The sequence below is a fragment of the Pseudarthrobacter sp. NCCP-2145 genome, from assembly GCF_023708005.1.
Classification (GTDB): Bacteria; Actinomycetota; Actinomycetes; order Actinomycetales; family Micrococcaceae; genus Arthrobacter; species Arthrobacter oxydans.
Window position 1 is genome coordinate 62,086 of record NZ_BRCG01000018.1, and the last position, 20,818, is coordinate 82,903.

The 20,818-nt window shown below is 62.8% G+C and carries 16 protein-coding genes and 2 pseudogenes; 6 read left to right on the forward strand and 12 right to left on the reverse strand.

Going from position 1 to position 20,818, the window contains the following annotated elements; all coding sequences use genetic code 11:
- Positions 1 to 63 precede the first annotated feature (63 nt).
- The 3 genes from NFU08_RS15515 (at position 64) to NFU08_RS15525 (ending at position 2,564) form a co-directional block, all read left to right on the forward strand.
- Positions 64 to 1,287, forward strand: a complete 1,224-nt coding sequence (locus NFU08_RS15515) for an ROK family protein (RefSeq protein WP_141001163.1) — start codon at positions 64 to 66, stop codon at positions 1,285 to 1,287.
- Between the two features lie 175 nt (positions 1,288 to 1,462).
- A complete protein-coding gene (locus tag NFU08_RS15520) occupies positions 1,463 to 2,005 on the forward strand; it encodes a hypothetical protein (protein ID WP_174181943.1) in 543 nt (180 codons plus the stop codon).
- Positions 1,992 to 2,564 (forward strand): DUF6036 family nucleotidyltransferase, encoded by a 573-nt coding sequence (locus NFU08_RS15525; protein ID WP_251424526.1) that lies wholly within the window; start codon positions 1,992 to 1,994, stop codon positions 2,562 to 2,564. Before NFU08_RS15520 ends, NFU08_RS15525 begins: the two co-directional genes overlap by 14 nt.
- A 419-nt stretch (positions 2,565 to 2,983) precedes the next feature.
- Here NFU08_RS15525 and NFU08_RS15530 read toward each other — a convergent pair whose 3' ends face one another.
- The 8 genes and pseudogenes from NFU08_RS15530 to NFU08_RS15565 all read right to left on the reverse strand — a co-directional run bounded on the left by NFU08_RS15530 (position 2,984) and on the right by NFU08_RS15565 (position 13,038).
- Entirely contained in the window at positions 2,984 to 3,256 is a 273-nt protein-coding gene (locus tag NFU08_RS15530) for a hypothetical protein (RefSeq protein ID WP_141001239.1), read from the reverse strand.
- A gap of 72 nt (positions 3,257 to 3,328) precedes the next feature.
- Positions 3,329 to 4,355, reverse strand: a pseudogene (locus tag NFU08_RS15535) (ATP-dependent 6-phosphofructokinase).
- A 367-nt stretch (positions 4,356 to 4,722) separates the two neighbouring features.
- Positions 4,723 to 5,744: pseudogene (gene galE / locus NFU08_RS15540) on the reverse strand (UDP-glucose 4-epimerase GalE).
- Positions 5,741 to 6,718: an aldose 1-epimerase family protein gene (locus tag NFU08_RS15545; protein ID WP_309296842.1), complete on the reverse strand. Its 978-nt coding sequence runs from the start codon at positions 6,716 to 6,718 to the stop codon at positions 5,741 to 5,743. Before NFU08_RS15545 ends, galE begins: the two are co-directional and overlap by 4 nt.
- A complete protein-coding gene (locus NFU08_RS15550; RefSeq protein ID WP_251424530.1) occupies positions 6,715 to 9,849 on the reverse strand; it encodes a glycoside hydrolase family 2 TIM barrel-domain containing protein in 3,135 nt (1,044 codons plus the stop codon). The genes NFU08_RS15545 and NFU08_RS15550 overlap by 4 nt, the downstream gene beginning before the upstream one ends.
- Positions 9,846 to 10,751, reverse strand: coding sequence for a carbohydrate ABC transporter permease (locus NFU08_RS15555; protein WP_251424532.1), 906 nt, complete (start codon positions 10,749 to 10,751; stop codon positions 9,846 to 9,848). The genes NFU08_RS15550 and NFU08_RS15555 overlap by 4 nt, the downstream gene beginning before the upstream one ends.
- Entirely contained in the window at positions 10,748 to 11,701 is a 954-nt protein-coding gene (locus NFU08_RS15560) for a carbohydrate ABC transporter permease (protein WP_141001230.1), read from the reverse strand. Before NFU08_RS15560 ends, NFU08_RS15555 begins: the two co-directional genes overlap by 4 nt.
- Positions 11,698 to 13,038 (reverse strand): ABC transporter substrate-binding protein, encoded by a 1,341-nt coding sequence (locus NFU08_RS15565; RefSeq protein ID WP_251424534.1) that lies wholly within the window; start codon positions 13,036 to 13,038, stop codon positions 11,698 to 11,700. Before NFU08_RS15565 ends, NFU08_RS15560 begins: the two co-directional genes overlap by 4 nt.
- Before the next feature lie 122 nt (positions 13,039 to 13,160).
- Here NFU08_RS15565 and NFU08_RS15570 point away from each other — a divergent pair, with 122 nt between their 5' ends.
- Together NFU08_RS15570 and NFU08_RS15575 are read left to right on the forward strand one after the other, a co-directional pair.
- Positions 13,161 to 13,820 carry a TetR/AcrR family transcriptional regulator gene (locus NFU08_RS15570; protein ID WP_141001228.1) on the forward strand — a complete coding sequence of 220 codons (660 nt, stop codon included), beginning with the start codon at positions 13,161 to 13,163 and terminating at the stop codon, positions 13,818 to 13,820.
- Between the two features lie 768 nt (positions 13,821 to 14,588).
- A complete protein-coding gene (locus tag NFU08_RS15575) occupies positions 14,589 to 14,837 on the forward strand; it encodes a recombinase family protein (protein ID WP_309296843.1) in 249 nt (82 codons plus the stop codon).
- Between the two features lie 53 nt (positions 14,838 to 14,890).
- On the opposite strand, the gene NFU08_RS15580 is transcribed toward NFU08_RS15575, so the two are convergent.
- From NFU08_RS15580 to NFU08_RS15590, 3 genes are all read right to left on the reverse strand, one after another.
- The gene (locus tag NFU08_RS15580) at positions 14,891 to 15,868 is read right to left on the reverse strand and encodes an ornithine cyclodeaminase family protein (protein ID WP_251424536.1); all 978 of its coding nucleotides are present in this window, start codon (positions 15,866 to 15,868) and stop codon (positions 14,891 to 14,893) included.
- A gap of 207 nt (positions 15,869 to 16,075) precedes the next feature.
- On the reverse strand, positions 16,076 to 17,293 hold the full coding sequence (locus tag NFU08_RS15585; RefSeq protein ID WP_251424538.1) for a CaiB/BaiF CoA-transferase family protein: 1,218 nt from the start codon (positions 17,291 to 17,293) through the stop codon (positions 16,076 to 16,078).
- Positions 17,294 to 17,330: 37 nt separating this feature from the next.
- Positions 17,331 to 18,446, reverse strand: coding sequence for a glycoside hydrolase family 88 protein (locus NFU08_RS15590; RefSeq protein ID WP_251424540.1), 1,116 nt, complete (start codon positions 18,444 to 18,446; stop codon positions 17,331 to 17,333).
- A gap of 204 nt (positions 18,447 to 18,650) precedes the next feature.
- Between NFU08_RS15590 and NFU08_RS15595 the strand changes: the two genes are divergently transcribed.
- Entirely contained in the window at positions 18,651 to 19,427 is a 777-nt protein-coding gene (locus NFU08_RS15595; protein WP_251424542.1) for an IclR family transcriptional regulator, read from the forward strand.
- Here the strand turns inward: NFU08_RS15595 and NFU08_RS15600 are convergent.
- Positions 19,358 to 20,536: a zinc-binding dehydrogenase gene (locus NFU08_RS15600; protein WP_251424544.1), complete on the reverse strand. Its 1,179-nt coding sequence runs from the start codon at positions 20,534 to 20,536 to the stop codon at positions 19,358 to 19,360. The genes NFU08_RS15595 and NFU08_RS15600 overlap by 70 nt on opposite strands.
- Positions 20,537 to 20,818 lie beyond the last annotated feature (282 nt).

Here is a 20,818-nt window from a genome sequence, read left to right on the forward strand (position 1 = left end):
AAGGCGTTAATAAACGCCCCACTAGTATGTGGATCAGAAGTCGCATCGGTCAAGGGGTTGGCGTTGAAAAGCAGCACAAGAAAAACAGAGGCCACGCTCCCGGTTTTGCGCAAGATCTCAGCCTCTGCAGTCATGCGGGCTCTTGTCTCAGGCGCAACGCTTGACGCCACAGGTCTTATGGAGGCGACCGGCCTTTCCAGACCCACAGTGCTGACAGTCTGCGACGAATTGCTCAAGCTCGGCTGGGTAAGCGAAATCGAGACATCTTCCCGGTTGGCTGCGCGAAGCGGACGGCCATCCCGACGGTTCACGCTGAATGCCGCTGCAGGATATGTGCTGGGCATCGACCTGGGGGCCACGAAACTTCAGATCTGCTTGGCAGATCTTGCTGGCACCATCGTCTCGGAACACTCTGAAAGGTGGCGGGACGAGCACGTTGGGGCACCCGAACGCCTGATGGTTGCCCGCCGGGCCGCATGGGAGGTCCTGGCGCAAGCGGGTGTAGAACCATCAAGGGTGATGGCGGCCGGAATGGCTGTACCTGCGCCAGTAAGGCCAAACGGTCACGCGGTTGCCCTGGAGTCGTACCTTCCCGGGCTTGCCGCCTTGGATCTGCGTCTCGCGTTGCTCCCGGACTTCGATTGGCCCTTGATTGTCGATAACGACGCCAACCTCGCTGTTATCGCTGAGCGCTGGCTTGGCATTGCCCAGGACGTTGACGACGTCGTCGTGCTCCTATCCGGCGAAAGGCTTGGCGCCGGAATCTACCTCGGTGGTCAGCTCATCCGAGGTGGCGGGGCAGCGGGCGAAATGCGGTTTTTGGAATTAGTGGAGGGCGTTGGAAATACAGATGCAATTGGCGGTATGTGCCGTGAACTAGGGGCCATAGCCGCGGCCGAAATACTAGATGGAGAACGCCCCGGACATGCAAATGACAGCGAGCTTCTGCAACAGTGTGGGGGAATACCTGCCTCAATGGAGGCCGAGATGGTCATCAACGCAGCCCGAAAGGGTGATCCGGCAGCCCGGGAAGTGCTAGAGGTGGTGACTGAACGTACCGCACGGGTTATCGCCGTGGTCGCCACCTTCCTGGACCCACAGATGATCGTGCTTTCAGGCGGTCCAGCGGGCGCAGGAGATGTCCTCATTCCATCGCTTAACAAAGAGTTAGACGGCCTCAACTCGGCTCATCCACACCTCGCCGCCTCGACGCTAACTGATCACGCACCCCTGCTCGGGGCCGTCAGAGTCGCACTGAATCACGCCTTTGCTTCCCTACTCGTCTAAAACCCTTGGTGATGAAATGCTGCGGCGGGCCGAGGTTCTGCGGGAGGCTTTTTACGAGTGACTTCCTAGGCTTCCATTAGATGCGGGATTCTGTCGTCTAACAACATCTCGACGAAACGCCGATAACCGTGATTCCGTAAAGCTGGAAGCGACTGTATGGGGGTACCATACATGTATGGATGATGTGATCACGCGGCTATCGGCAGAGGCCAGGGCTTTGGCTGAGGAGTCGGAGGTGGCCCGGCAGCGGATGCTGGTCCTGGCCCGTGGCCGGCAGGAGTGCATTCTGGGTCTTCACGCCTCGGGCCTGTCGGTGCGGGGAATCGCCGAGCGGTTGGGAAGCAGTGCTTCGGTGATCCAGGACGCGATCCGCACAGCCAAGGGACGGCATCCGCAAGCGCGGCGTGAGGAGCGGTTCCCGTTTGAACTGCATGTCATGCTGGGGATGAGGTTGCGGGAGAATCCGTCGCGGCTGCGGAGCCTCGCGCGGGAGAATCTTGAACGTCTGCGTCGCACTCCGCGGGCGGCTGTCGCTGAGCGGTGGCTGGACCGGTGGGAAGAACTTCTTCGCTTGCCTGATGACGAGCTGGAGAAGGCGATGCTGGCCGATGACGAGGAGGGAAGGGACCTGCGCCAGATCAGCCCCTTTGCCGGGGCACTAAGCCCCGAGGACAGGCTGGTTGCGATGAAGAAGGCGCAGTTACTTGCGAAGGGATGAACTCGAGCACGCAATCCGTGCCGCGACGCAGATCATCAAAGATGACCAGGTCATCATCATCGGCAGCCAGTCGATCCTCGGTTCCTACACTGAGGATCAGCTGCCCGCCGAGGCCACGATGTCCCCGGAGATTGACATCGCGCCGATGCGTGATGCGGACGCCGATGCCCTGAGTGATCAGCTCAGCTTCGACGTGGGGGAGTGGTCGGAGTTCCATGCAACCTACGGCTTCTACATCGAAGGGGTCGGCAAAAGAACCGCGATCCTGCCTCCCGACTGGGAATACCGTCTGGTCGGAGTGCGCAGCGAAGCCACAAACAACGCCACAGGGCTCTGCCTGGACCCCCATGACCTATGCGTTGCGAAACTCATGGCACACCGCGAAAAGGACTTCGAGTTCGTTCGAGCACTGGTGGACGCCCGGCTGATTGACCCAGTAGTTCTGCAGCAGCGGCTGGCATCGATCGACTTGGCCCTTGTCCAGAGCGATCAGGACATCGATGTGCTGGACTACCGGCAACGGAACGCCATTGCCTGGGCAGCCGCCCTGACGAGCTGAAAATAAGGGCATATCTGACGCCTCAAGCGGTGCATTGCGTAAGAATAATGTCCAGAATCGATGTACTGACAGGTGCTGCGGATCATCTCAGATCTCAAGCTGACAGTCCGCAACCAACGCAAGCACGTCCATCGGCTCGAGAACGGTCGAAACAGGCCAAAGCATCAGGAAATGATGACACCCACTCGGGACGAACGGCGCGATGCCACCTGTTGCGGCTCTGCCGGCACAGGGCGTCAGACCCATTCACCGTGCACGGGGCGAGTCTTCCCATGTCGGACGGCTCCAACGTCAGGTTGGGGTGTGCCCTTCAATGACGAGATGCCCTCGGAGCTATATCATCCGGACTCCATGGGGTGGGAGCCGCTGGCCGTTGAAGCTTGAGTGCGCAGGTCTAGTTCCCCCCGACACGATCGCTATCAGTTCCAGGTACGGCGGATGTAGGTTCCTGGTTGTTGTTCTACGACGCGCCTGCTGTGGGGTCCGTCCTGTATCAGCCACAGGAGTGATCCGTCGGCCATGACAGCTTCGACCCGCCCGCGGTCGGTCACGCTGCCCTGAGTATGAACTTCGACGTCCTGGTCGGTCAGCACAGTCCAGTCGTCAACAGGCTGCCACAGTGCGAAAGAGTGGACGTTTGTTTGGGCTTGATTCGGCGTGGTGCTTGTTGGCAAGTCGTCCTCGAGTTTCATGGCAGCAGAACCCTGAGCAAATTTGTGACGGGGAGCGCTAGCGTTCGCGAATGATGTTTGTCTTTTCGGCGTTTACCCGAACAGGACGGCCGCTTCGTCGTAGCGGTTCTGCGGGACGGTTTTGAGCTGGCCCAGGGCTTCATGGAAGCCCACGTGTTCGATGTCCGTTCCCTTCAGGGCCACCATGGTGCCCCAGTAGCCTTCGACCACGGAGTCGATGGCGGCCATGCCGAGCCGGGTGGCCAGGACACGGTCGTAGGCGGACGGGACGCCGGCCCCGCTGGATGTGGCCCAGGATCGTCGAACGGGTTTCGATGCCGGTGCGGGCTTCCAGGTCCGGGGCGAGCTGGTCGGCGATGCCGCCCAGGCGGGGCCGGCCGGAGGTGTCGAGGCCACGATCGGAATAAGCCCCGTCCATATGTTCGGGAATGAAGCCTTCGGCGACGACCACGAGGGGTGCGCGGCCACGGTGGTGGGCTTCCTTTACCCACTGGGTGATTTGCTCGATCCTGACTTTTTGTTCGGGGATGAGGATGGCGTGGGCGCCGGCGGCCATGCCGGCGTGAAGCGCGATCCAGCCCACGTGCCGGCCCATGACTTCGGCGATCATGCACCGGTGATGGGATTCGCCGGTGGTCCGGAGGCGGTCGATGGCTTCGGTGGCGATCTGCACGGCGGTGTCGAAACCGAAGGTGTAGTCGGTGGCGTCGAGGTCGTTGTCAACGGTCTTGGGAACACCGACGATCTTCAGCCCGGCGTCGGTGAGCCGCTTGGCCGCCGCGAGCGTACCCTCACCACCGATGGCGATGATGGCATCGATGCCCAGGCGCTCCATGTGGGCCTTGATGACCTTGGCGCCGCCGCCGTTTTCGAACGGGTTGGTGCGGGAGGTACCCAGGATCGTGCCGCCCTGCTTGGCAATGCCGCGGACCATCGTGCGGGGAATGTCGATGATGTCGCCCTCAACAACGCCGCGCCAGCTGTCGAGGAAACCGACGAACTCGTGGCCGTGGATGGCAATGCCCTTGAGCACGGCTCCGCGGATAACCGCATTCAGTCCGGGGCAGTCGCCACCGCTGGTAAGGATTCCAATTTTCATGCGTAATTCCTAGGTTCAGTTGCCATGTTGGAAAGGGGCCATCAGAAAAACCCAAGACAGGCATAAGGCTGATTTCGCCCTATCGCCTTCGTGTACTACCAGGTTGTTCGTTCGTAGCTCATGCCGCAGGGAACGTTTGGGTCAAGGCTTACGATGACCGTTCCCGGAGCCGTCCGGGTTACCAGAATTCCCTGTTTCCCATACCTCGCACAAACAGAGAGTTCTTGGACGGCGGCCTCCACGGCGGCCTCCAAATGGGATCGCGTGTGCGCGTGGATGGTGATGGAATTGTGTTGCGTGCGTTCATGCTCATGAAAATCCGTGCAGGTGGAATTCTCTGTCTGCATTTATCCACTGCTCCTACAGTTCATTCGCGGTGGGATATATAGCCCTGGGGGTTGTTCTTCTGCCAGCGCCAGTGGTCTTCGCACATCTGGTCAACGGACTTGGTGGTGGACCAGTTCAGGGCCGCCAGGGCGGAAGTGGCATCGGCCCAGAAGGCGGGAAGGTCTCCGGCGCGGCGGCCTGTGATCTCGTAGGGGATAGGCTTGCCCACGGCCTTCTCAAAGGAGCGCAGGGCCTCCAGGACGGAGGAGCCCTTGCCGGAGCCCAAGTTCCAGCGGAAGACACCGGTGCGGTCCGCGATGTGGTTCAGGGCCGCGGCGTGGCCTTCGGCGAGGTCCACCACGTGGATGTAGTCGCGCAGGCAGGTGCCGTCGGGGGTGTCGTAGTCGCCGCCGAAGACCATGAGCCTCTCGCGGCGGCCCACGGCCACCTGGGCAATGAACGGGACCAGGTTGTTGGGGATGCCCCGGGATCCTCGCCGATGCGGCCTGAGGGGTGTGCGCCCACCGGGTTGAAGTAGCGCAGCAGGGCGATGTGCCAGCGGGAGTCAGCCGCGCCGAGGTCGGAGAGGATGTCCTCGATCTGTTCCTTGGTGGGCCCATAGGGGTTGTTGGCGCCGATCTCCATCTTTTCCACGTAGGGGATGGGGTTGTGTTCGCCGTAAACGGTGGCTGAGGAGCTGAAGACGATGGAGCGGACGTCATGCCTGTCCATCACACGGATCAGGTTCAGGGTGCCCACCAGGTTGTTGTAGTAGTACTTCAACGGCTCCTGTACCGATTCACCCACGGCCTTGAGGCCCGCGAAGTGGATGACAGCGTCGATGGCGTTGCCGGCGAAGACCTTTTCGACGGCTGCCTCGTTCACCAGGTCTACGTGATGGAACTCCGCGGTCTTGCCGCTGAGTTCGGCTACGCGGCGCAGCGATTCCTCGCTGGAGTTGACCAGGTTGTCGATGACGACCACGTCGTGGCCGGCTTCCTGCAGGGAAAGAACAGTGTGGGAACCGATGTAGCCCGTGCCCCCTGTGACCAAGATTTTCATGAGCGAGTGTGGGCTGGGTTGACTGGGATCGCTTCGATGTTCCAGCTCGCGGTATGACTCTGCCCCGGAAGGAGGACTATGAGGTCTGTCCTAGTGTTGAAGGCATTAGGCGGACAGGTCATTGGTTCTACTGCCAGGCCAGCTCTGCTGGATTCCGCATCCGGGAGGTCGGCTGTGTGTATCTGAACCCAGGGACAGTCACGACCCCATGTCATCGAAGTTCCGGACCCGTCCCATGTCGTCAGGCGTGCGGTTGAGTGACCTTCGTTGTCACGTATGAGATCAGTGAAGGCATGATCGAGCGTTGTGGAACTGATGGGTCGGGGGGCAACAAAGTCATAGTGTCGATCCTCTGAAACGTCGTTAACGCCTGTAGGTATCAGAAGGTCCGGGGTGACTTGCTGAACTTTTCGTGCGGGCAGCTCGAGAATCCAGTCGTCGACCCGGCCCTCGCCGGCGACCAGGTATGGGTGCGCGGCGGCCCCGTATGGTGCTGATCCGGGGCCGGTGTTGGTGGCTGTAACAGTGGTGTGCAGCCCGGAATGATCCAGCTGGTAGGACACCTGTACGTCCAAACGGAAGGGGTAACCGCTTCTCGCTTGAACGACGGTGGACAGAGTGGTCGATGACTCGTCGGATTGCACGGGGCACCAGTCTTGCCAGGCCAATAGTCCATGGAGTGCATGGCCCCGGCTCGGTTCGTTGATACCGAGCTGGTATTCCACGCCTTCGAATTCATACCGTCCCGCGATAACCCTGTTAGGCCACGGCGCCAAGACTGCCCCTCGATAGGCGGGGCGGACCTGATGTTCCGAAAAGGGGAGAATCAGGTCCCTGCCGGTGTGGCGCAAGGAGCGCAACGATGCACCGACGCTGGCTATTTCGGCGGTGTAGGGGCCGCAGCGCAGCGTGGTCTGTCTACCTGAGATCGGGACGGTATTGGTGCTCATTCTGGACATCACGAGGCTGGTCATTCGGAGGCCGCCAGGCGGAAGGTGAGCGTCCGCGCCTCCGGCGCCAAGGCGGACTCCGGCCAGACATCCGGGCCACACGAGCGGGTGCCGAGTCCGTGCTGAGCCGCGTCGAGGTATAACCATGAACGCGTGGCGGGAGGCAACTCGTGCGGGTGTGTGGCTGCGGCTAGCTCCTGGGCCGTGTAGCGGCTCAGGGTGAAGCCCGGCAGGCGGCCCCGTGCGTCCGGGTACGCGTCGATCCGTACCCACGGCTCTGAGCCGCGGAGCAGGTCGAGGGAGCGCATGCCCCCGCGGTGACCGGTCTCCTGCGGGCGCGCGTACGGCACGGCGAGCTGATCGATCGCGGCTACGTACCGTCTTACATGCGCGGCTTCGAGGCTGTCCGGGTAGGATTCGTGCGGGCCCAGCCCGAACCATGACGCTGCGTCCACGTCGGTGGGCAGCCCGAATCGGACGCCGACGCGGGGCCACACGCCGTCCCAATCGGAGGATGGCAGAATGTCCACCCGCAACCACAGACCTTCGGGGTCGAGGAGCCATTGCTCCTCGACGGTGACGGTGCGGGCCTGGTCCGCCGCGGCGTACCGGGTGCGCACGCGGAGGGCACGGTCATCCAGTACATCGACGGTCTCAACGCGCCCGTGCAGCCGGTCGAGTCCGGCCGTGTGCCAACGCGCTGCCGACGACGGCCCGGGAGCTCCTACGCCCGGGATGCCGTCTGCGTCTGGTGCCCAGGGGTCGGTGTTGATGTAGCCGCCCCGGGATTCGCCGCGGTCATTGTCCGTGGGCGCCCGGAACAGCTCTAGCCGGGGCCCGTCCACAGGGAGGCCCGCGAGCTTAACGAGCCGCCCTTCGTCGAAGACTGCTGGGCCGAGCTCGAGGAGGCCAGCGCCTTCTCCCGGCCGCCAATCACCGCCCGGGAGCCCGGCTGCGAAGGGCAGCGGGTGCTTCTTGGGCGGCGCGAGACGGCCCTGTGCTGAGGCGACTTCGTGCCCGGAAGGTGCCCACCCGGCATCGTGTTCGAGGACTGCCTCGAGGGTCACCCATACCTCTCCAGTGCATCCCTCGGCGGACACTGGAAGGGGGACTGCGGCCGAGGCGCCAGGGGCGAGCGGCCCACCGTCGAGCCCCTCGACGGTGAGCTCACCGGAGGCGACTGGTTCGCCGTCGTCCTCGATCCGCCAGCGAAAGACCAGGTCTCCCAGATCCGCGCTGTGTCGCAGGTTTGTCACCCGTACAAGGGGCTTGCCGCCCGGCTCGAGCCCCTCAAAGGCAAGCCCCACGGGCGCCACGACGGTCTTGAACTCATATAGTCCCGGGGAGGGCGTCGAGTCGGAGAGGACGAGGCCGTCGAGCACGAAGTTGCCGTCATGGATCTCCTCACCGAAGTCGCCGCCGTAGGCGAAGAATTCGGTGCCGTCCGCAGCGTGGGCGGCGATACCGTGGTCGCGCCATTCCCAGACGAACCCGCCGTGCAGCCGCGGGTATTTCGTGACGAGGTCCTCGTACAGCGATATGTTCCCGGGCCCGTTGCCCATGGCGTGGACGTACTCGCATAGAAGGAACGGCTTGGTCCGCTGCCGCGCCCCCTCGGCAGGGGAGCAGCCCAGCAGCGGTGTTGTGTCGCCGTCGCGCCCGATCGTCTCCACCTCGGGCAGCGTCGCGTACATACGGGAGTACACGTCGGTGTACGCGCCGGCGTAGTCGTTTTCGTAGTGGACTGGTCGGCCCGTATCCCGTGCATGCACCCACGCGGACATAGCGGCGAGATTTTGTCCTGTGCCGGACTCGTTGCCGAGGGACCACATGACGATCGAAGGTCGGTTCTTGTCCCGCTCCACGGTCCGTTCGATCCGGTCAAGGAGCGCCTCGCGCCACATCGGCTCGTCGCTCGGGTTCCGGGCCCAGCCGTGCCGCTCGAATCCGTGCGTCTCGAGGTCGCACTCGAGGATTACCCAGAAGCCCATTTCGTCTGCGAGTTCGAGCAGTCTCGGGTGGGGCGGGTAGTGGCTGGTACGGATTGCGTTGACGTTGGAGCGCTTCATGAGCGCGAGGTCCTCGCGGGCGAAGTCCTCGTCGAAGACGCGGCCGAGCGTGGGGTGGGTCTCGTGGCGATTGACTCCGTGGAACACAACTTTGCGTCCGTTGACCAGGAACTGGTCTCCGACGATTTCTACGGTGCGGAAGCCGATCCGCAGTGACACGGTCTCGGCCTTGTTGGCCACGGTCGCATCGTAGAGCCGTGGGGTTTCGGCGGTCCAGGGCTCGACGTCAGAAACAGGTACCGGTGCAACATCACCGGAGTTGGACCACTCGACGTCGATGCCGAGCTCGGGTACGCGGAGGCGAACAGGGTAGGACGATGCTGACGCTTTCACTTCGGGTTCTATGGTCCCCGCCCCGCTGTTGTAGCCGGCCCGGAGCCAGACGTCCTCGATGCCGCCGGCCGGCCGGGACAAGAGGGTCACGGATCGGAAAATGCCCGGCAGCCACCACTGGTCCTGGTCTTCGAGGTAGCTGGAAGCGGACCATTGATGGACACGGACTGCGATGGTGTTGGTGCCAGCGCTGACAGCGTCAGTGACGTCGAACTCCTGGGCGTGGCGGCTGCCGGTACCCCAGCCTATCTCTGTGCCGTTAACCCATACCTTGTACCTGGATTCGACGCCGTCAAAGCGCAAGACGACGCGGCCCGTGCCCGCTGTGCCGCCGGCCTCCTTCCAGCCGCCGGGCAGCTCGAACGTGCGGCGATAGTCTCCGGTGGGGTTCTCATCAGGGACGAACGGCGGGTCGATTGGGAACGGGAACTGCACGTTCGTGTAGATCGGGCGGCCGTACAAGCCGTTGCCCTGGAGCACCCAGTGGGAGGGCACGGGGAGCGCCTCCCACGTAGAGTCGTCGTACTCCGCAGCGGCCATCGCCTCCGCGGCTTCCCCTCGGGGCAGCACCCCGCGCCCGCCGGGTGTCCCGGGGACTCCGTTGAGGAGCCGGAATCGCCATTGCCCGTCGAGGGACAGGGACGGGGCGTCGGTGCGAAGCCAGGAACGGGCCGGCATTCGCCGCCCCCCTCCGGGGCCCGGGTCTGTGACGTAGGCGGTGGAGGCCGCGGCCTCCGCTGCGCGGGGGCTCATTTGACGGCTCCTTCTGTGAGGCCTCCGCGCCAGAAGCGCTGAAGGACGATCATGGCGATGGCGAGCGGGATGACAGACAGCAGTACGCCGCCGGTGGTCAGCTCGTAGAACTCTGGGAGCCGGTCGGCCTGGCTAAGCCAGTTGTTCAGACCCACCGTGATGGGGAACAGCTTCGAGTCGGAGAGCATCACGAGCGGCAGGAAGTAGTTGTTCCAGATGCCCACGAGCTGGAACAAGAACACTGTCACCAGGGCGGGAGTGAGAACCCGCAGCCCCACGGAGTGGAAGATGCGCAGCTCGCCCGCGCCGTCGATGCGCGCGGCCTCCAGTAGCGCCGGATCCACCGTTGCCTGCGCGTAAACCCGGCACAGAAACAGGCCAAACGGCGAGACGAGGGAGGGCAGCAGGACGCTCCAGTAGGTGTTGGCGATGCCGAGCTGGCTGAAGAACAGGAACAGGGGCAGGGCCGTGGCGGTGCCGGGGACGAGGACGCCGCCGAGGATGAGCCCGAAGATGAGACTGTTGCCCCGGAAACGGTACTTGGCCAGCGCGTAGCCGCCCGCGGCGGCGAAGTAAGTCGCGGCGAGTGCGCCCACCCCTGCATACAGAATCGAGTTGAGGAACCAGCGCACAAACACGCCGTTCCCGTATGCGAGGACGTTCGCAAGGTTGTCCCACAGGACAACCTGCGGGGCGAACAGGAACCCGTTGGTCGCGAACAGGTCCCCGCTGGTCTTTGTCGCGGCGACCACCACCCAATAGACGGGGACCAGGAAGTAGAGCGCGGCGACTACAAGTAGCCCGGTGACGAGAATTGTTGTGGAGCCGGGGCGCCGGCGCCGGGGCACAGGCGGATTCTCGGCGATGTTCTTGGGCCGGCTAAGGGTGGGGGTGGCAGTCATGAGGACTTCCTGTTCGTGAACCGGAGGAAGGTGAAGGAGAGGATGAAGGCCGCGAGGGCGATGAGCACGGCCTGGGCTGCGGCGACGTTGTAGTCGTTGTATGCAAAGGCCGTGGTGTAGGCGGAGAGGTTCGGGGTGTACTGGCTGTCGACGGCCGGCGCAACGGTCTGGAGAACTTGTGCCTCGGCGAACAGCTGAAGCGTGCCGATGATCGAGAACACCGTGGTGAGCACGAGGGCGGGCCGGATAAGGGGCAGCTGAATGGTCCACGCGACACGGAAGGGTCCGGCACCGTCCACGCGCGCAGCTTCATATATCTCACTGGGGATGGACTTGAGCTGGGCTATGATGATCAGCATGTTGTAGCCGGTGTAGCTCCACGTAACGATGTTGGCGATCGACCACAGCACGGTGTCGGGGCCGAGGAAGTTCACGGTGAGGCCTACGGATTTGGCGGCGTCCACCAGTGGGCTCAGGCCCGGGACGTAGAGAAAAGACCAGAGAATGGTCGCGATGACGCCCGGCACGCCATACGGCATGAAGTATGCCGCGCGGAAGAACCCGGGCCACTTAGCCGAGGCCGACTCCAGCAGGAGTGCGAGGACTGTACATAGGGCGATCATGACAGGAACCTGGACCACCCCGAAGAGCAGCACGCGGCCGATCGAGGCGAGGAAGCTTCCATCCCCGAGAGCGCGGGCATAGTTCTCGAACCCCGCAAACCCGGAGTGGACGCCCGTCTCGCCGAAGAGGCCACTGCGGGTCACTTTCGTGAAGCTGGAACCGACAGCAGCGATGATCGGGAAGATGAACGTGAGGGCAAAGAGCGCCAGGAAGGGCGCAAGCAGGATCCAGGGTGCACGGGTGACGGCACGGCGCTGCTGCCTTGCCCGTCCGCCCCCCTCCCGCTGGAGTGCTGACGGACGTGCGGTACCTGCGGTGGCGCTCATGCCTGCTCCTTCCTAATCGTCAGACCCTTGTTCCTGAAGGCGGTCATGATCTGCTGTTCGGCGTCTACTACGGTGTCGACGAGGCTCGTGCCCGATGCCTTACGGCGGAACCCGTCGCCCAGGATGTTGAAAGACTGCGTGGTGACCGGCCACCAAGACCAGTCCATGTTCTGCGACTTACTCGCCGGCACGATCACGTCCTGGTTGTAGTTCTGCCCCCCGAAAAAGTCGGAGGGCTCCTCGCGTTTTGTACCGATCATGCCCGGCACGGGGGACCATCCGATGCCACTGTTGGCGATCTCGGCGTCGATGCCGGCCTGCGTGGACGTCATCCAGACAGCGAACTCGAGGGCCTCGCGGGGGTGCTTGCTGTTAGCCAGGACCGCCGCGGTGGACCCCCCGAGGTAGCTCGAGCCATATCCTCTGGAGTCCCAAATGGGCATGGGCGCCACGCGCCACTTGCCCGCTCCGCCGCTGACGCTCTGCACAAGGGCATCCGCCCAGCTGCCGCTCGTGAGCGACGCGAGCTCCCCCTTCGCAGCCGCAGCGTACCAGCCGGGGGTGAAGGGTCCATAGGCGGTGGTGACGATGCCGTCGTCGATCGCCCGGTCAAAGAACCGCGCGACGTTCAGCGTTGAGTCATCGGTCATGTTGATAACCCATCCGTCCTCGGCCGGGCGCAGCCAGCAAGCGCCAGCCTGCGCGGCGAAAGAGACAAAGTAAGAGGTGTCCGCGAGAGAGAAGCAGTCGATGTAGGCGTTGGCACCGCGGAGCTCCTTCCCGACGGCTGCCCACTCCTGCCAAGTCGCAGGTGCCGCCGCGCCTACTTTGGCCAGGACGTCGGGGCGGTAGAACGTGGCCATCGGCCCCGAGTCTTGGGGAATGCCGTAGACGCCCCCGGAGAAGCTCACTTGGCTCCAAAGTGCGGGGTCATAACGGTGCGCGTATTCACGGGCACCGTAGCGAGAGAGATCCACGAGCCCGTTGACGAGCATGAACTCAGGGACGGTACGCATTTCAACCTGTGCTAGGTCAGGGCCACCGCCCGCCGCTAGCGCGGCGTAAAGCTTGGAGTACCCGCCACGGTTGCCGCTGGGGATCCATACGGTCTCAACCTGGACGTTCGGGTGGCTCGCGTTCCAGATGTCGGCAACCTTCTGAACGTTCTTGAGCCAGGACCAGTACGTAAGGGTCACTTTTTCGCCGGTGCTGACTGCGGGAATGGCAGGTGCGGCATTGACGGAAACAGTGCCCGGAGTGGCGCAACCGGTGAGAAGGGCAAAGGCGGAGGCGCCAAGGCCGCCGCAAAGGAGTTGTCGTCGTGTCAAAGATGGCATGAGTCCCACTTCGTTATGGTCAGCGCCGCGGATACGGCGCCGGGGCTGTATGGCCCGACGTGACAAGGCTAACATAAAAGCTGAGTACCTACTCAGTTTTTAATGAAACTAGACTGGAATCCATGACCAACAATGCGACGGCACGCTCCGGCACGCGCGGCCCGTATGCCAAGACCGCTGAGCGTCAACGGCAAATCCTTGAAGCCGCTATAGAGGTCTTCGGGTCGCGGGGCTACAACGGCGGCAGCATCCAGGACGTCGCGGACCGGGCAGGGATCAACCAGACCACGCTCCTCCACCATTTCCCCACCAAGGCTCAGCTGCTCGTGGCGGTACTCGAATACCGCGACCGTATCTCCACGAGCACCCCGGGCACGCGCGAGCGGTTTGCGGAAACCATCGTGCGGCAGGCGGAGCACAACGAGGGCCTACCCCACCTCGTAGAGCTCTACTCCGTACTCTCCGGAGAAGCAACCACCGAGGACCACCCGGCCCGCGACTACTTCGTCCAGCGCTTCGCCCGGCTTCGGAATGAATATAGTGGGGAGCTGCGCTACCTCGCGAGCATTGGCCGGCTCCGGCCAGGCGTCGACCCGGACGTGGCGGGACCCACCATCGTAGCCCTCTGGGAAGGAATCCAAACCGAGTGGCTCCTGAACCCTGACAATGTGGACGTGCCCGGCATCCTCAAGGGCTACCTCGACCTGATTCTCGTGCCGGAAGAAGATGCGCGGTGGTCATCTGGTACCGGGACCCCCGTGGAAGCGCTGAATAAACTTTGAAGACGATGATTCCCCAATCGGCTCCCGATAGAGGTGGCCGCCGTCCCCGCCACGGGCCACGGCGTCAGCCGATAATGGATATTCCGTCAACCTGCCTCAGCAGAGCAGACTCGTGCTTGCTGATCACGCGGCCGGAACTGCTGGTGGCTCTGATCCGTACATGGCTGGGGTCAATTCAGGTTATCCACGGCTGGAAGTAGGAGCCGTTGGGGTAGCTCCCTGGCAGCAGTAGCGGTGGATAACCTACAAGAATTGTCCCCGGCTGTGGGCGGGCGGACCGGACTTCTCGTTCAAACGTGGATAAATTCCGGTTGTTCCGAGGACCACAGCAAGGAGCCGCGGGTCAGCTCTGGGTGTAGCTCAAACAGACAGCCTGCAACCGGGAATTGGGGCCGGATAGACCCTCGCTCTAACCGAACGGCGACCTTTGAAAGCAGGCGAGCTAAGAGGGGCCCTGTGACTCCGCGCAGTGTGGCTGCCGGCGTCTGTAGCTGTTTGCCTGGCTGCACCAAGGGCAGATCTGACTCAGCCGGCGGCGGGAATGGCGTCTCTGACCGCGTCGCTGATGCTGTCAACGCCGAGAGCGGCCCCTGCCAATGCGAGCAGTGCCAGGGAAATAAGAAAGAGCCGGGAGCTACGATCAAGGTCCTTTAAGGCAGTCGCCAAACGTGCAAGCGTCTCCCATGGTTCCGTCAGAGAGGATGCCCGCTGCAGTTCACCGCTTCCTGCTACATCTGCTTTGCTGTGGACGCTGCGGAAGCCAGAGCAATGATCGGCTTCTCCGACGAGCTGCGCAGGCGGGGCGTCAATCTCCGTGTCTTGAACCTCGATGGCGGCAACGTCGACACCGGCACTCCGATGGGCAGCATAGCGTTCACCGCCATGGCCGCGTTGGCGTATATGGAGCTGGCGATCAAGCGGGAACGGATCAACGACAACCTGAGGAAGAAGCGTGCCGCCGGCAAGGACCTGGGCCGCCGATGGCAACAGACAGCGGAGAACAGGCCACACGAGTAGCCAAAGACCTGGAGTGTCGTGCGCCACCCTGTACGGGGCGCATTCATGAACTGTCATGAAACCAAGACAGAGTCGCTGACTTCCGAGGCGATTGCCTCGTAGGCAGCGGTGGCGATGGCTAGATCTTGCCAGGGCATGCCGGTGGTCTTTAGCACGGCGGGTCGCCCATGTGGGATGTGCTTAAGGCCGGACACGATGTCCGCCAGTGTGATGAGGCTTTCCGGGCCTTCGATCGCGCCAGATTCCATCGCCTGGATGATGTCGCCTGCTTCGAGCTGTGAAGTGCGTAGTGATTCGACGCAGATGCTCGCGTGTGCCATGAGGGCGTCATCCAGTTCGCGTCGTGCCGGTTCATGTGAGCCTATGGCGATGACGACTGCGGTTTCTTTTACCTGTGAACCGTCAAAGAGTGGCTCGGCTGAGCCGGTGCAACAGATGATCAGATCGGCATTCGCGACCTCTTCGGTGCTGCAGACCTTGGACTTTAGCCCGAGTCCGGCTGCGCGGGCAGACAATGACTTTGCAGCACCTGGGTTCCGCCCTACGATGCCGACATGGTTCAGTGTTAGTACGGTGCTGAAGGCCTTGATGTGTTCCCAGGCTTGTGGTCCGGTACCGAAAATCAGGAGATTCTTGGGCCCTGGTGAGGTCAGTCGTAAGGCGCCTAAGGCAGATACGGCGGGAGTGCGAATATTTGTCAGTGCCGTACCATCAAGGACCGCCAGCGGGCGCTGGTCCGCGCCGCCGAAAAGTGCGTAGAGGCCTTGAATCACGGGCCGGTTGGAGGATGCATTTTCGGGGCTTATGGTGAGCAGCTTCGTTCCTGTGTAGTTTCCCGAGGTGGAGGGCATCTGTAGGAAAAGCCCCCGGTCGGTCTTTAGACTCGAACGCAGGCCATCACGTTCAGGATCAAAGCCTGCCAAGAGGAAACTCTCGAGCAATTTGACGGCATCCGGGAAAGGGACAGCCCTTTGGATGTCACAGCTGCTGATAAAAACCGGAGCAGGAAAGGATGACGACTGGGGATTCATTGGCGTTCCTGGTTCTATTGTTCGCATGCTCTGGTTGGCGTTGTGGAGGCGTCGATGACGGCGTATGCGCCGCCATCGAAGCCTTTCCGGTTTACAGCGATTTGCTGTTCCCCATAGATGCTCCGACGTTCGTGGGATCTGCCATCGGCGTCGGCGTTGGCGGAGCGCTGCCCGGGCAGTTCTTGCCGGGGGCATGGCGTTGTTGCCTTAAGCGAAGCTGGGTCGGGAGGGGCTGCTTATGAGGCCGTCGACGCGAAGTTCATCGATCTCGGCGGATGAGTAGCCGAGCTCGGCCAGGATTTCCTCCGAGTGTTGTCCGAGCAGTGGTGCGGGGGAGTACTCCCTGCTGCCTGCGGCGGACAGGCGGATCGGGTTGTCGATGACTTTGATGGGTCCGGCGGTTGGGTGGTCCACTGTCCGGATGATGTCGTTGTTTATGACCTGGGGGTGGGCCAGTACTTCGTCGTAGTCCAGCACCGGTGCGCAGAGGACGCTGCGGGCGCTGAGTTTCTGGACGGCTTCGTCGGTGGTGAACCTGCTCAGTTCGTGGTCCAGAATCGACCACAGGGCTTCCCTGTTTTGCATCTGGAGTTCCGAGGTTGCAAATTGGGGTCGGGTGGTGAGGTTGTCGATGCCCAGAGCATCACATACGGCTTCGAGGGGGTCCGGGCGGAAGAGGCCGACGATGTTGACCCATCCGTCGGAGGTTTTGAATGAGCCGACGAGGTTGTCCCTTTCCCAGTTGATCTCGAAGCGCCTCATCATCCACTGGGTGTATTCGTTCATTTGGGCGAACAGCGCGGTGTCCAGCAGGGATACGTCGACTCGTTGACCTTTGCCCGAGACAGATCGCTCGACGAGGGCCATCAGGATCCCCTGCACGAGGGCCATGCCTGCGCCGAAGTCGACGAAGGGGATCGGGAATATTCCCGGGCGGCCTGTGTCGTCTCTGTTGTGCCAGGTGGATCCGCTGAAGGACTGGAGCGCCATGTCCTGTCCGCCCATGTTTTTCATGGGACCGCTCTCGCCAAAGCCTGTTCCCGAGGCGTAGATCAGGCCCGGGTACTTCTCCTCCAGGGAGTCGTAGCCGAGGCCCATGCGTTCGGCCACGCCTGCGCGGAAGTTCATGACGATGACATCTGTTTTCTCCAGCAGCTCGTGAACGATGCCCATGGCACGTGGATTCTTCATGTCGAGGACGAGCGAGCGTTTGTTGCGGTTGACTGCCAGAAAGCTGGCACTGTCTTCAATGCCGCTGGATCGGACGTCGATGGTACGGCTTATGTCACCGAGCTTCGGACGCTCGACCTTTGTTACCTCGGCGCCGAAGTCGGCGAGGATCTGCGTTGCCATCGGGCCGAACTGCACTTGGCTGAAGTCCAGAATGCGGATGCCTGCCAGCGGGAGTGATCGGATAGCGGTCATGGTGGTTCTGCTCCTGTGCCTGGGTTTCGGGGCGGGGTTATATGCGGCCGGCGGGGATTGACCCGGCGAGAACGGCCAACGATTCGAACAGGAAGTAGCTGCCGAAGATGAGTTCAACGTCGGTTGCGGCGTCTACGCTTCTGACTGTGCTCCTGCGGGTGAAGCATCCTCCGGTCAGGATGCCGCTGGGCCGGGTGTCGTCCGGGCGGCAGGGCGTCAGGTAGCCGGAGACGAGTGCTGACGCCGTCTCGCGGGCCATTTGTGCGTAGCGTGAGCCGTCCTTTGCCCCCAGGGCATGACTGAGCCGGAGGAAGGCCGCAGTGGCGATGGCGCTGGCGGCCGTATCGCGGCTTGTGTCCGGTATGGCCGGGTCCGCGAAATCCCAGAAGGAAATTTTGTCCGCCGGAACGTTGGCGATCCACCAGTCAGCCGTGCGACGTGCGTATTCGCGCCACATGGGTTCAGTGGGGCGCACGACCGCAGCGTGGGCGCTGAAAATCATGGCCCACGCTTGGGCGCGGCCCCAGGTGCTGGTGTCACTGTAGCCCTTATGGGTGTGGGTTTTCAGGACTGCACCTGTCGAGGGGTCCAGGGTGGATGACTGGACGACCGATCCGTCCTCCCTCACGTGATTCTCGAGCACTCTTTGAGTGTGGCGGATGGCAACTTCCTCCAAGCGGTCATCGCCCAGTTCGGATGCTGCCCAGAACAGGAGGGGGCTGGCCAGAAGAGAGTCGATGCTGCTTTCAGCCGCACCGGTCGAGGATGCCTCCTCGGCATCCTCGCCCAAGGGTATGAGTCCGAGCCGTTCATCGAACATTTCGGCGAGGGACTTTGCCGCCTGCAGGGCTGTTTCGCGGGCGTGCGGATCGCCGGTGAGGAGGTGTCCTATTGCGGCACCGCAGTAGAAGCCGTACCCCTTAAAGACGGTCTGCTTGAACATCCGTGGTGTGATCAGCTCAAGGGCGCGGTGTGCGTCCGTGAGGCTGAACCTGACCGGGTCGATGCTGTGGGCCAGCCACAGCTGTCCAACCCAGCCGCCACCGGTCCAGTCCCCGTCGGGGGTGGTGGTCCATTCTCCGGTCTCTGTGTCGGCCCAGTGCGGAACACCGGGCCGCCCGGAGTCTCTGGTGGCCTGAATGCGTGTGAGCATCCGCGACTGAGCTTCCAAAAACTGTGACGACGACATGCAACTCCTTTGTCCAGTCGGTTAGATCGTGTCTGGTACCGTCTGTTGGTTGTGAACGGGTGTATGATTCTGTCTGATACTTCAGACGGTGTCCGATATTTATAAAGTTTACTGTCTGGCCGGTGCAGGGTCTACCGGCCGGCGGTGCCGACTCAGGATTGGAAAGCCATGAACCGCACCACCGCCCCCGCGCTTCGCCGGGGCCTTGACATTCTCGAACTGTTCCTCGAACGCAATAACGGGCTTCGCGTGCCCGAGATCACCGAGAAACTCGGCATTCCCCGGGCCAGCGCCCACGAGCTGGTTGGTGCCCTGGCGGAACGCGGCTACCTTCAGGCAGTTTCGGAACCGCCCAGCCGTTACGTCCTCGGAGTCCGCGCATTCCGTCTGGGTGGTGCCTACGAACGCGGGCTGGACCTGGCTGCCCTGGGCCGTGAGAGTGCCCGCAAGATCGCCGCGGAGTGCGGGGAGACCGTGCAGATTGTCATCAGGGAGGGACGGTTTGCTGTGTTCATCGTGCGCATTGACAGTACGCATTCCATTCGCCTTGTCTCCGACGTGGGAAGCAGCCTCCCCGCCCACTGCACCGCCGGAGGCAAGATGCTGCTGTCGTCACTGCCCTCGGAGGAGCTGGACGCCCTGTTCCCTGATGATGCGGCTCTTCCTGCCATGACTGCGCAAAGCATTAACAGCAAGAAGCGTCTGTTGGCTGAGCTGGCGACGGCGCGGGAACGGGGATGGTCCGAGGAGAACAGTGAATCCAATGAGAATGTCGCCTGCGTGGCCGCTCCCATCTATGACCGCTCGGGCGCCTGCGTTGCTGCGATGAGCATCTCCACTCCCACCCTGCGGTGGGGCGAGAAGCAGAAGGAAGACTACGTCAAGCTGGTCGTCAAGGGGGCGCGGGAGATTTCGACGAACCTGGGGTCGCTGTCCACACGATAGTCCGGAGCGTCGGCCGAGGGCAGGATGACGGCGCGTCCCGTGGCCCCGGTGGACAGCGCTTCGTACGCTTCGTTGATCTGCGAAAGGTCGAACCTGTCGCCGACCAGCCGCTCCAGCGGCAGCTTGCCCGCCGTGTACAGCTCGAGGATCTTCGGTACCTGCACCAGGGTGTTGGATGACCCGTAGAGGCTTCCGATGATGCGCTTTTCCTGCTGGACGAGGGCGTTGACGGGAACCTCGAAGGATGTTCCAGCCCGGCCCAGGCCCACGGCCACTACGGTGCCGGAGGTTCCGACGTTGTTCACTGCCTGGGAGAGAGTGGCGGGGATTCCCACGGCATCCAGCGCCCATTTGAGCCCGCTTGGGCAGATTCGTGCGATCTCCGCTTCCAGATCCTGCGTCACGGAGTTGATCGTGTGCGTAGCGCCGACCTCGCGGGCAAGGTCGAGCCGGGCGTCGACGGTGTCCACCGCGATGATGGGATGCGCACCGATAAGGTTCAGGCCCATGATGGCGCTCAGTCCGACTCCGCCGGCTCCGATGACGAGGGCCGCCTCCCCGGTGGAGTCCTTCATCAGATTCAGTGCTGCTCCAACACCGGTAATGACGGCGCATCCGGTAATGGCGGCGATTTCCGGCGGTATCTCCGATGAAATGCGGATCACGGAGCGCTCGGAGACCACACATTCTTCAGCGAAACACGAAACGCCCATGAGGTGGTGGACCTTCTGCCCGTTCAGACTCAGGCGCGAAGTTCCGTCCACGAGCCCGCCCGTGGTTGCCTGCACCTTGCCGGCCACGCACAAGGCGGGGCGCCCGCTGGTGCAGAATTCACAGTCGCCGCAGCGGGGACGCCAGGTAGTGATGACAGAATCCCCGGGGGAAACGCGTGTCACGCCTTCACCGACGCTTACCACAATGCCAGCCCCCTCATGCCCCAGGACGGCAGGAAGCTTCCCGTTCAGGTCCCCGTTCATATAGTGAAGGTCGCTGTGGCACACCCCCGCCGCCTGGATGCGGATCCTGACTTCGCCTCGGCGGGGAGGCTCCAGATCTACTTCTTCGATGCGGAGCGGGGTCCTGGCCTCAAATAGGACGGCTGCTTTCATGGTGGTCTCCTCGTGGTGTGGATCGTTCCGGCGGCCAGAGTGGCACCGCTTTGCGGTTCATGCCTCTGGCCCCTCTGGTGCGTCCCTACGCTGTGGTTAGTTGGTTCCGCAACTCTGCGTCCCCATCCACAGTCGCCCGGATCAATCGGGCCTTTCCCGATTATGTACGAAATTTCAGACAGTGTCTGGAATAACAAACAGCCTAGTAATCATTCCCGGCGCCGTCAAGCACTTCGGGGGTCGGCGTAATCCCGCCTGCCCCCCGCTCGGCTCTTCCATGTC

Excerpts from the sequence above, each read along its gene's own strand:
- NFU08_RS15520 (WP_174181943.1), top strand. The coding sequence starts at position 1,463 with ATGGATGATGTGATCACGCGGCTATCGGCAGAGGCCAGGGCTTTGGCT.
- NFU08_RS15530 (WP_141001239.1), bottom strand. The coding sequence starts at position 3,256 with ATGAAACTCGAGGACGACTTGCCAACAAGCACCACGCCGAATCAAGCC.
- NFU08_RS15545 (WP_309296842.1), bottom strand. The coding sequence starts at position 6,718 with ATGACCAGCCTCGTGATGTCCAGAATGAGCACCAATACCGTCCCGATC.
- NFU08_RS15550 (WP_251424530.1), bottom strand. The coding sequence starts at position 9,849 with ATGAGCCCCCGCGCAGCGGAGGCCGCGGCCTCCACCGCCTACGTCACA.
- NFU08_RS15555 (WP_251424532.1), bottom strand. The coding sequence starts at position 10,751 with ATGACTGCCACCCCCACCCTTAGCCGGCCCAAGAACATCGCCGAGAAT.
- NFU08_RS15560 (WP_141001230.1), bottom strand. The coding sequence starts at position 11,701 with ATGAGCGCCACCGCAGGTACCGCACGTCCGTCAGCACTCCAGCGGGAG.
- NFU08_RS15565 (WP_251424534.1), bottom strand. The coding sequence starts at position 13,038 with ATGCCATCTTTGACACGACGACAACTCCTTTGCGGCGGCCTTGGCGCC.
- NFU08_RS15570 (WP_141001228.1), top strand. The coding sequence starts at position 13,161 with ATGACCAACAATGCGACGGCACGCTCCGGCACGCGCGGCCCGTATGCC.
- NFU08_RS15575 (WP_309296843.1), top strand. The coding sequence starts at position 14,589 with ATGATCGGCTTCTCCGACGAGCTGCGCAGGCGGGGCGTCAATCTCCGT.
- NFU08_RS15580 (WP_251424536.1), bottom strand. The coding sequence starts at position 15,868 with ATGAATCCCCAGTCGTCATCCTTTCCTGCTCCGGTTTTTATCAGCAGC.
- NFU08_RS15585 (WP_251424538.1), bottom strand. The coding sequence starts at position 17,293 with ATGACCGCTATCCGATCACTCCCGCTGGCAGGCATCCGCATTCTGGAC.
- NFU08_RS15590 (WP_251424540.1), bottom strand. The coding sequence starts at position 18,446 with ATGCTCACACGCATTCAGGCCACCAGAGACTCCGGGCGGCCCGGTGTT.
- NFU08_RS15595 (WP_251424542.1), top strand. The coding sequence starts at position 18,651 with ATGAACCGCACCACCGCCCCCGCGCTTCGCCGGGGCCTTGACATTCTC.
- NFU08_RS15600 (WP_251424544.1), bottom strand. The coding sequence starts at position 20,536 with ATGAAAGCAGCCGTCCTATTTGAGGCCAGGACCCCGCTCCGCATCGAA.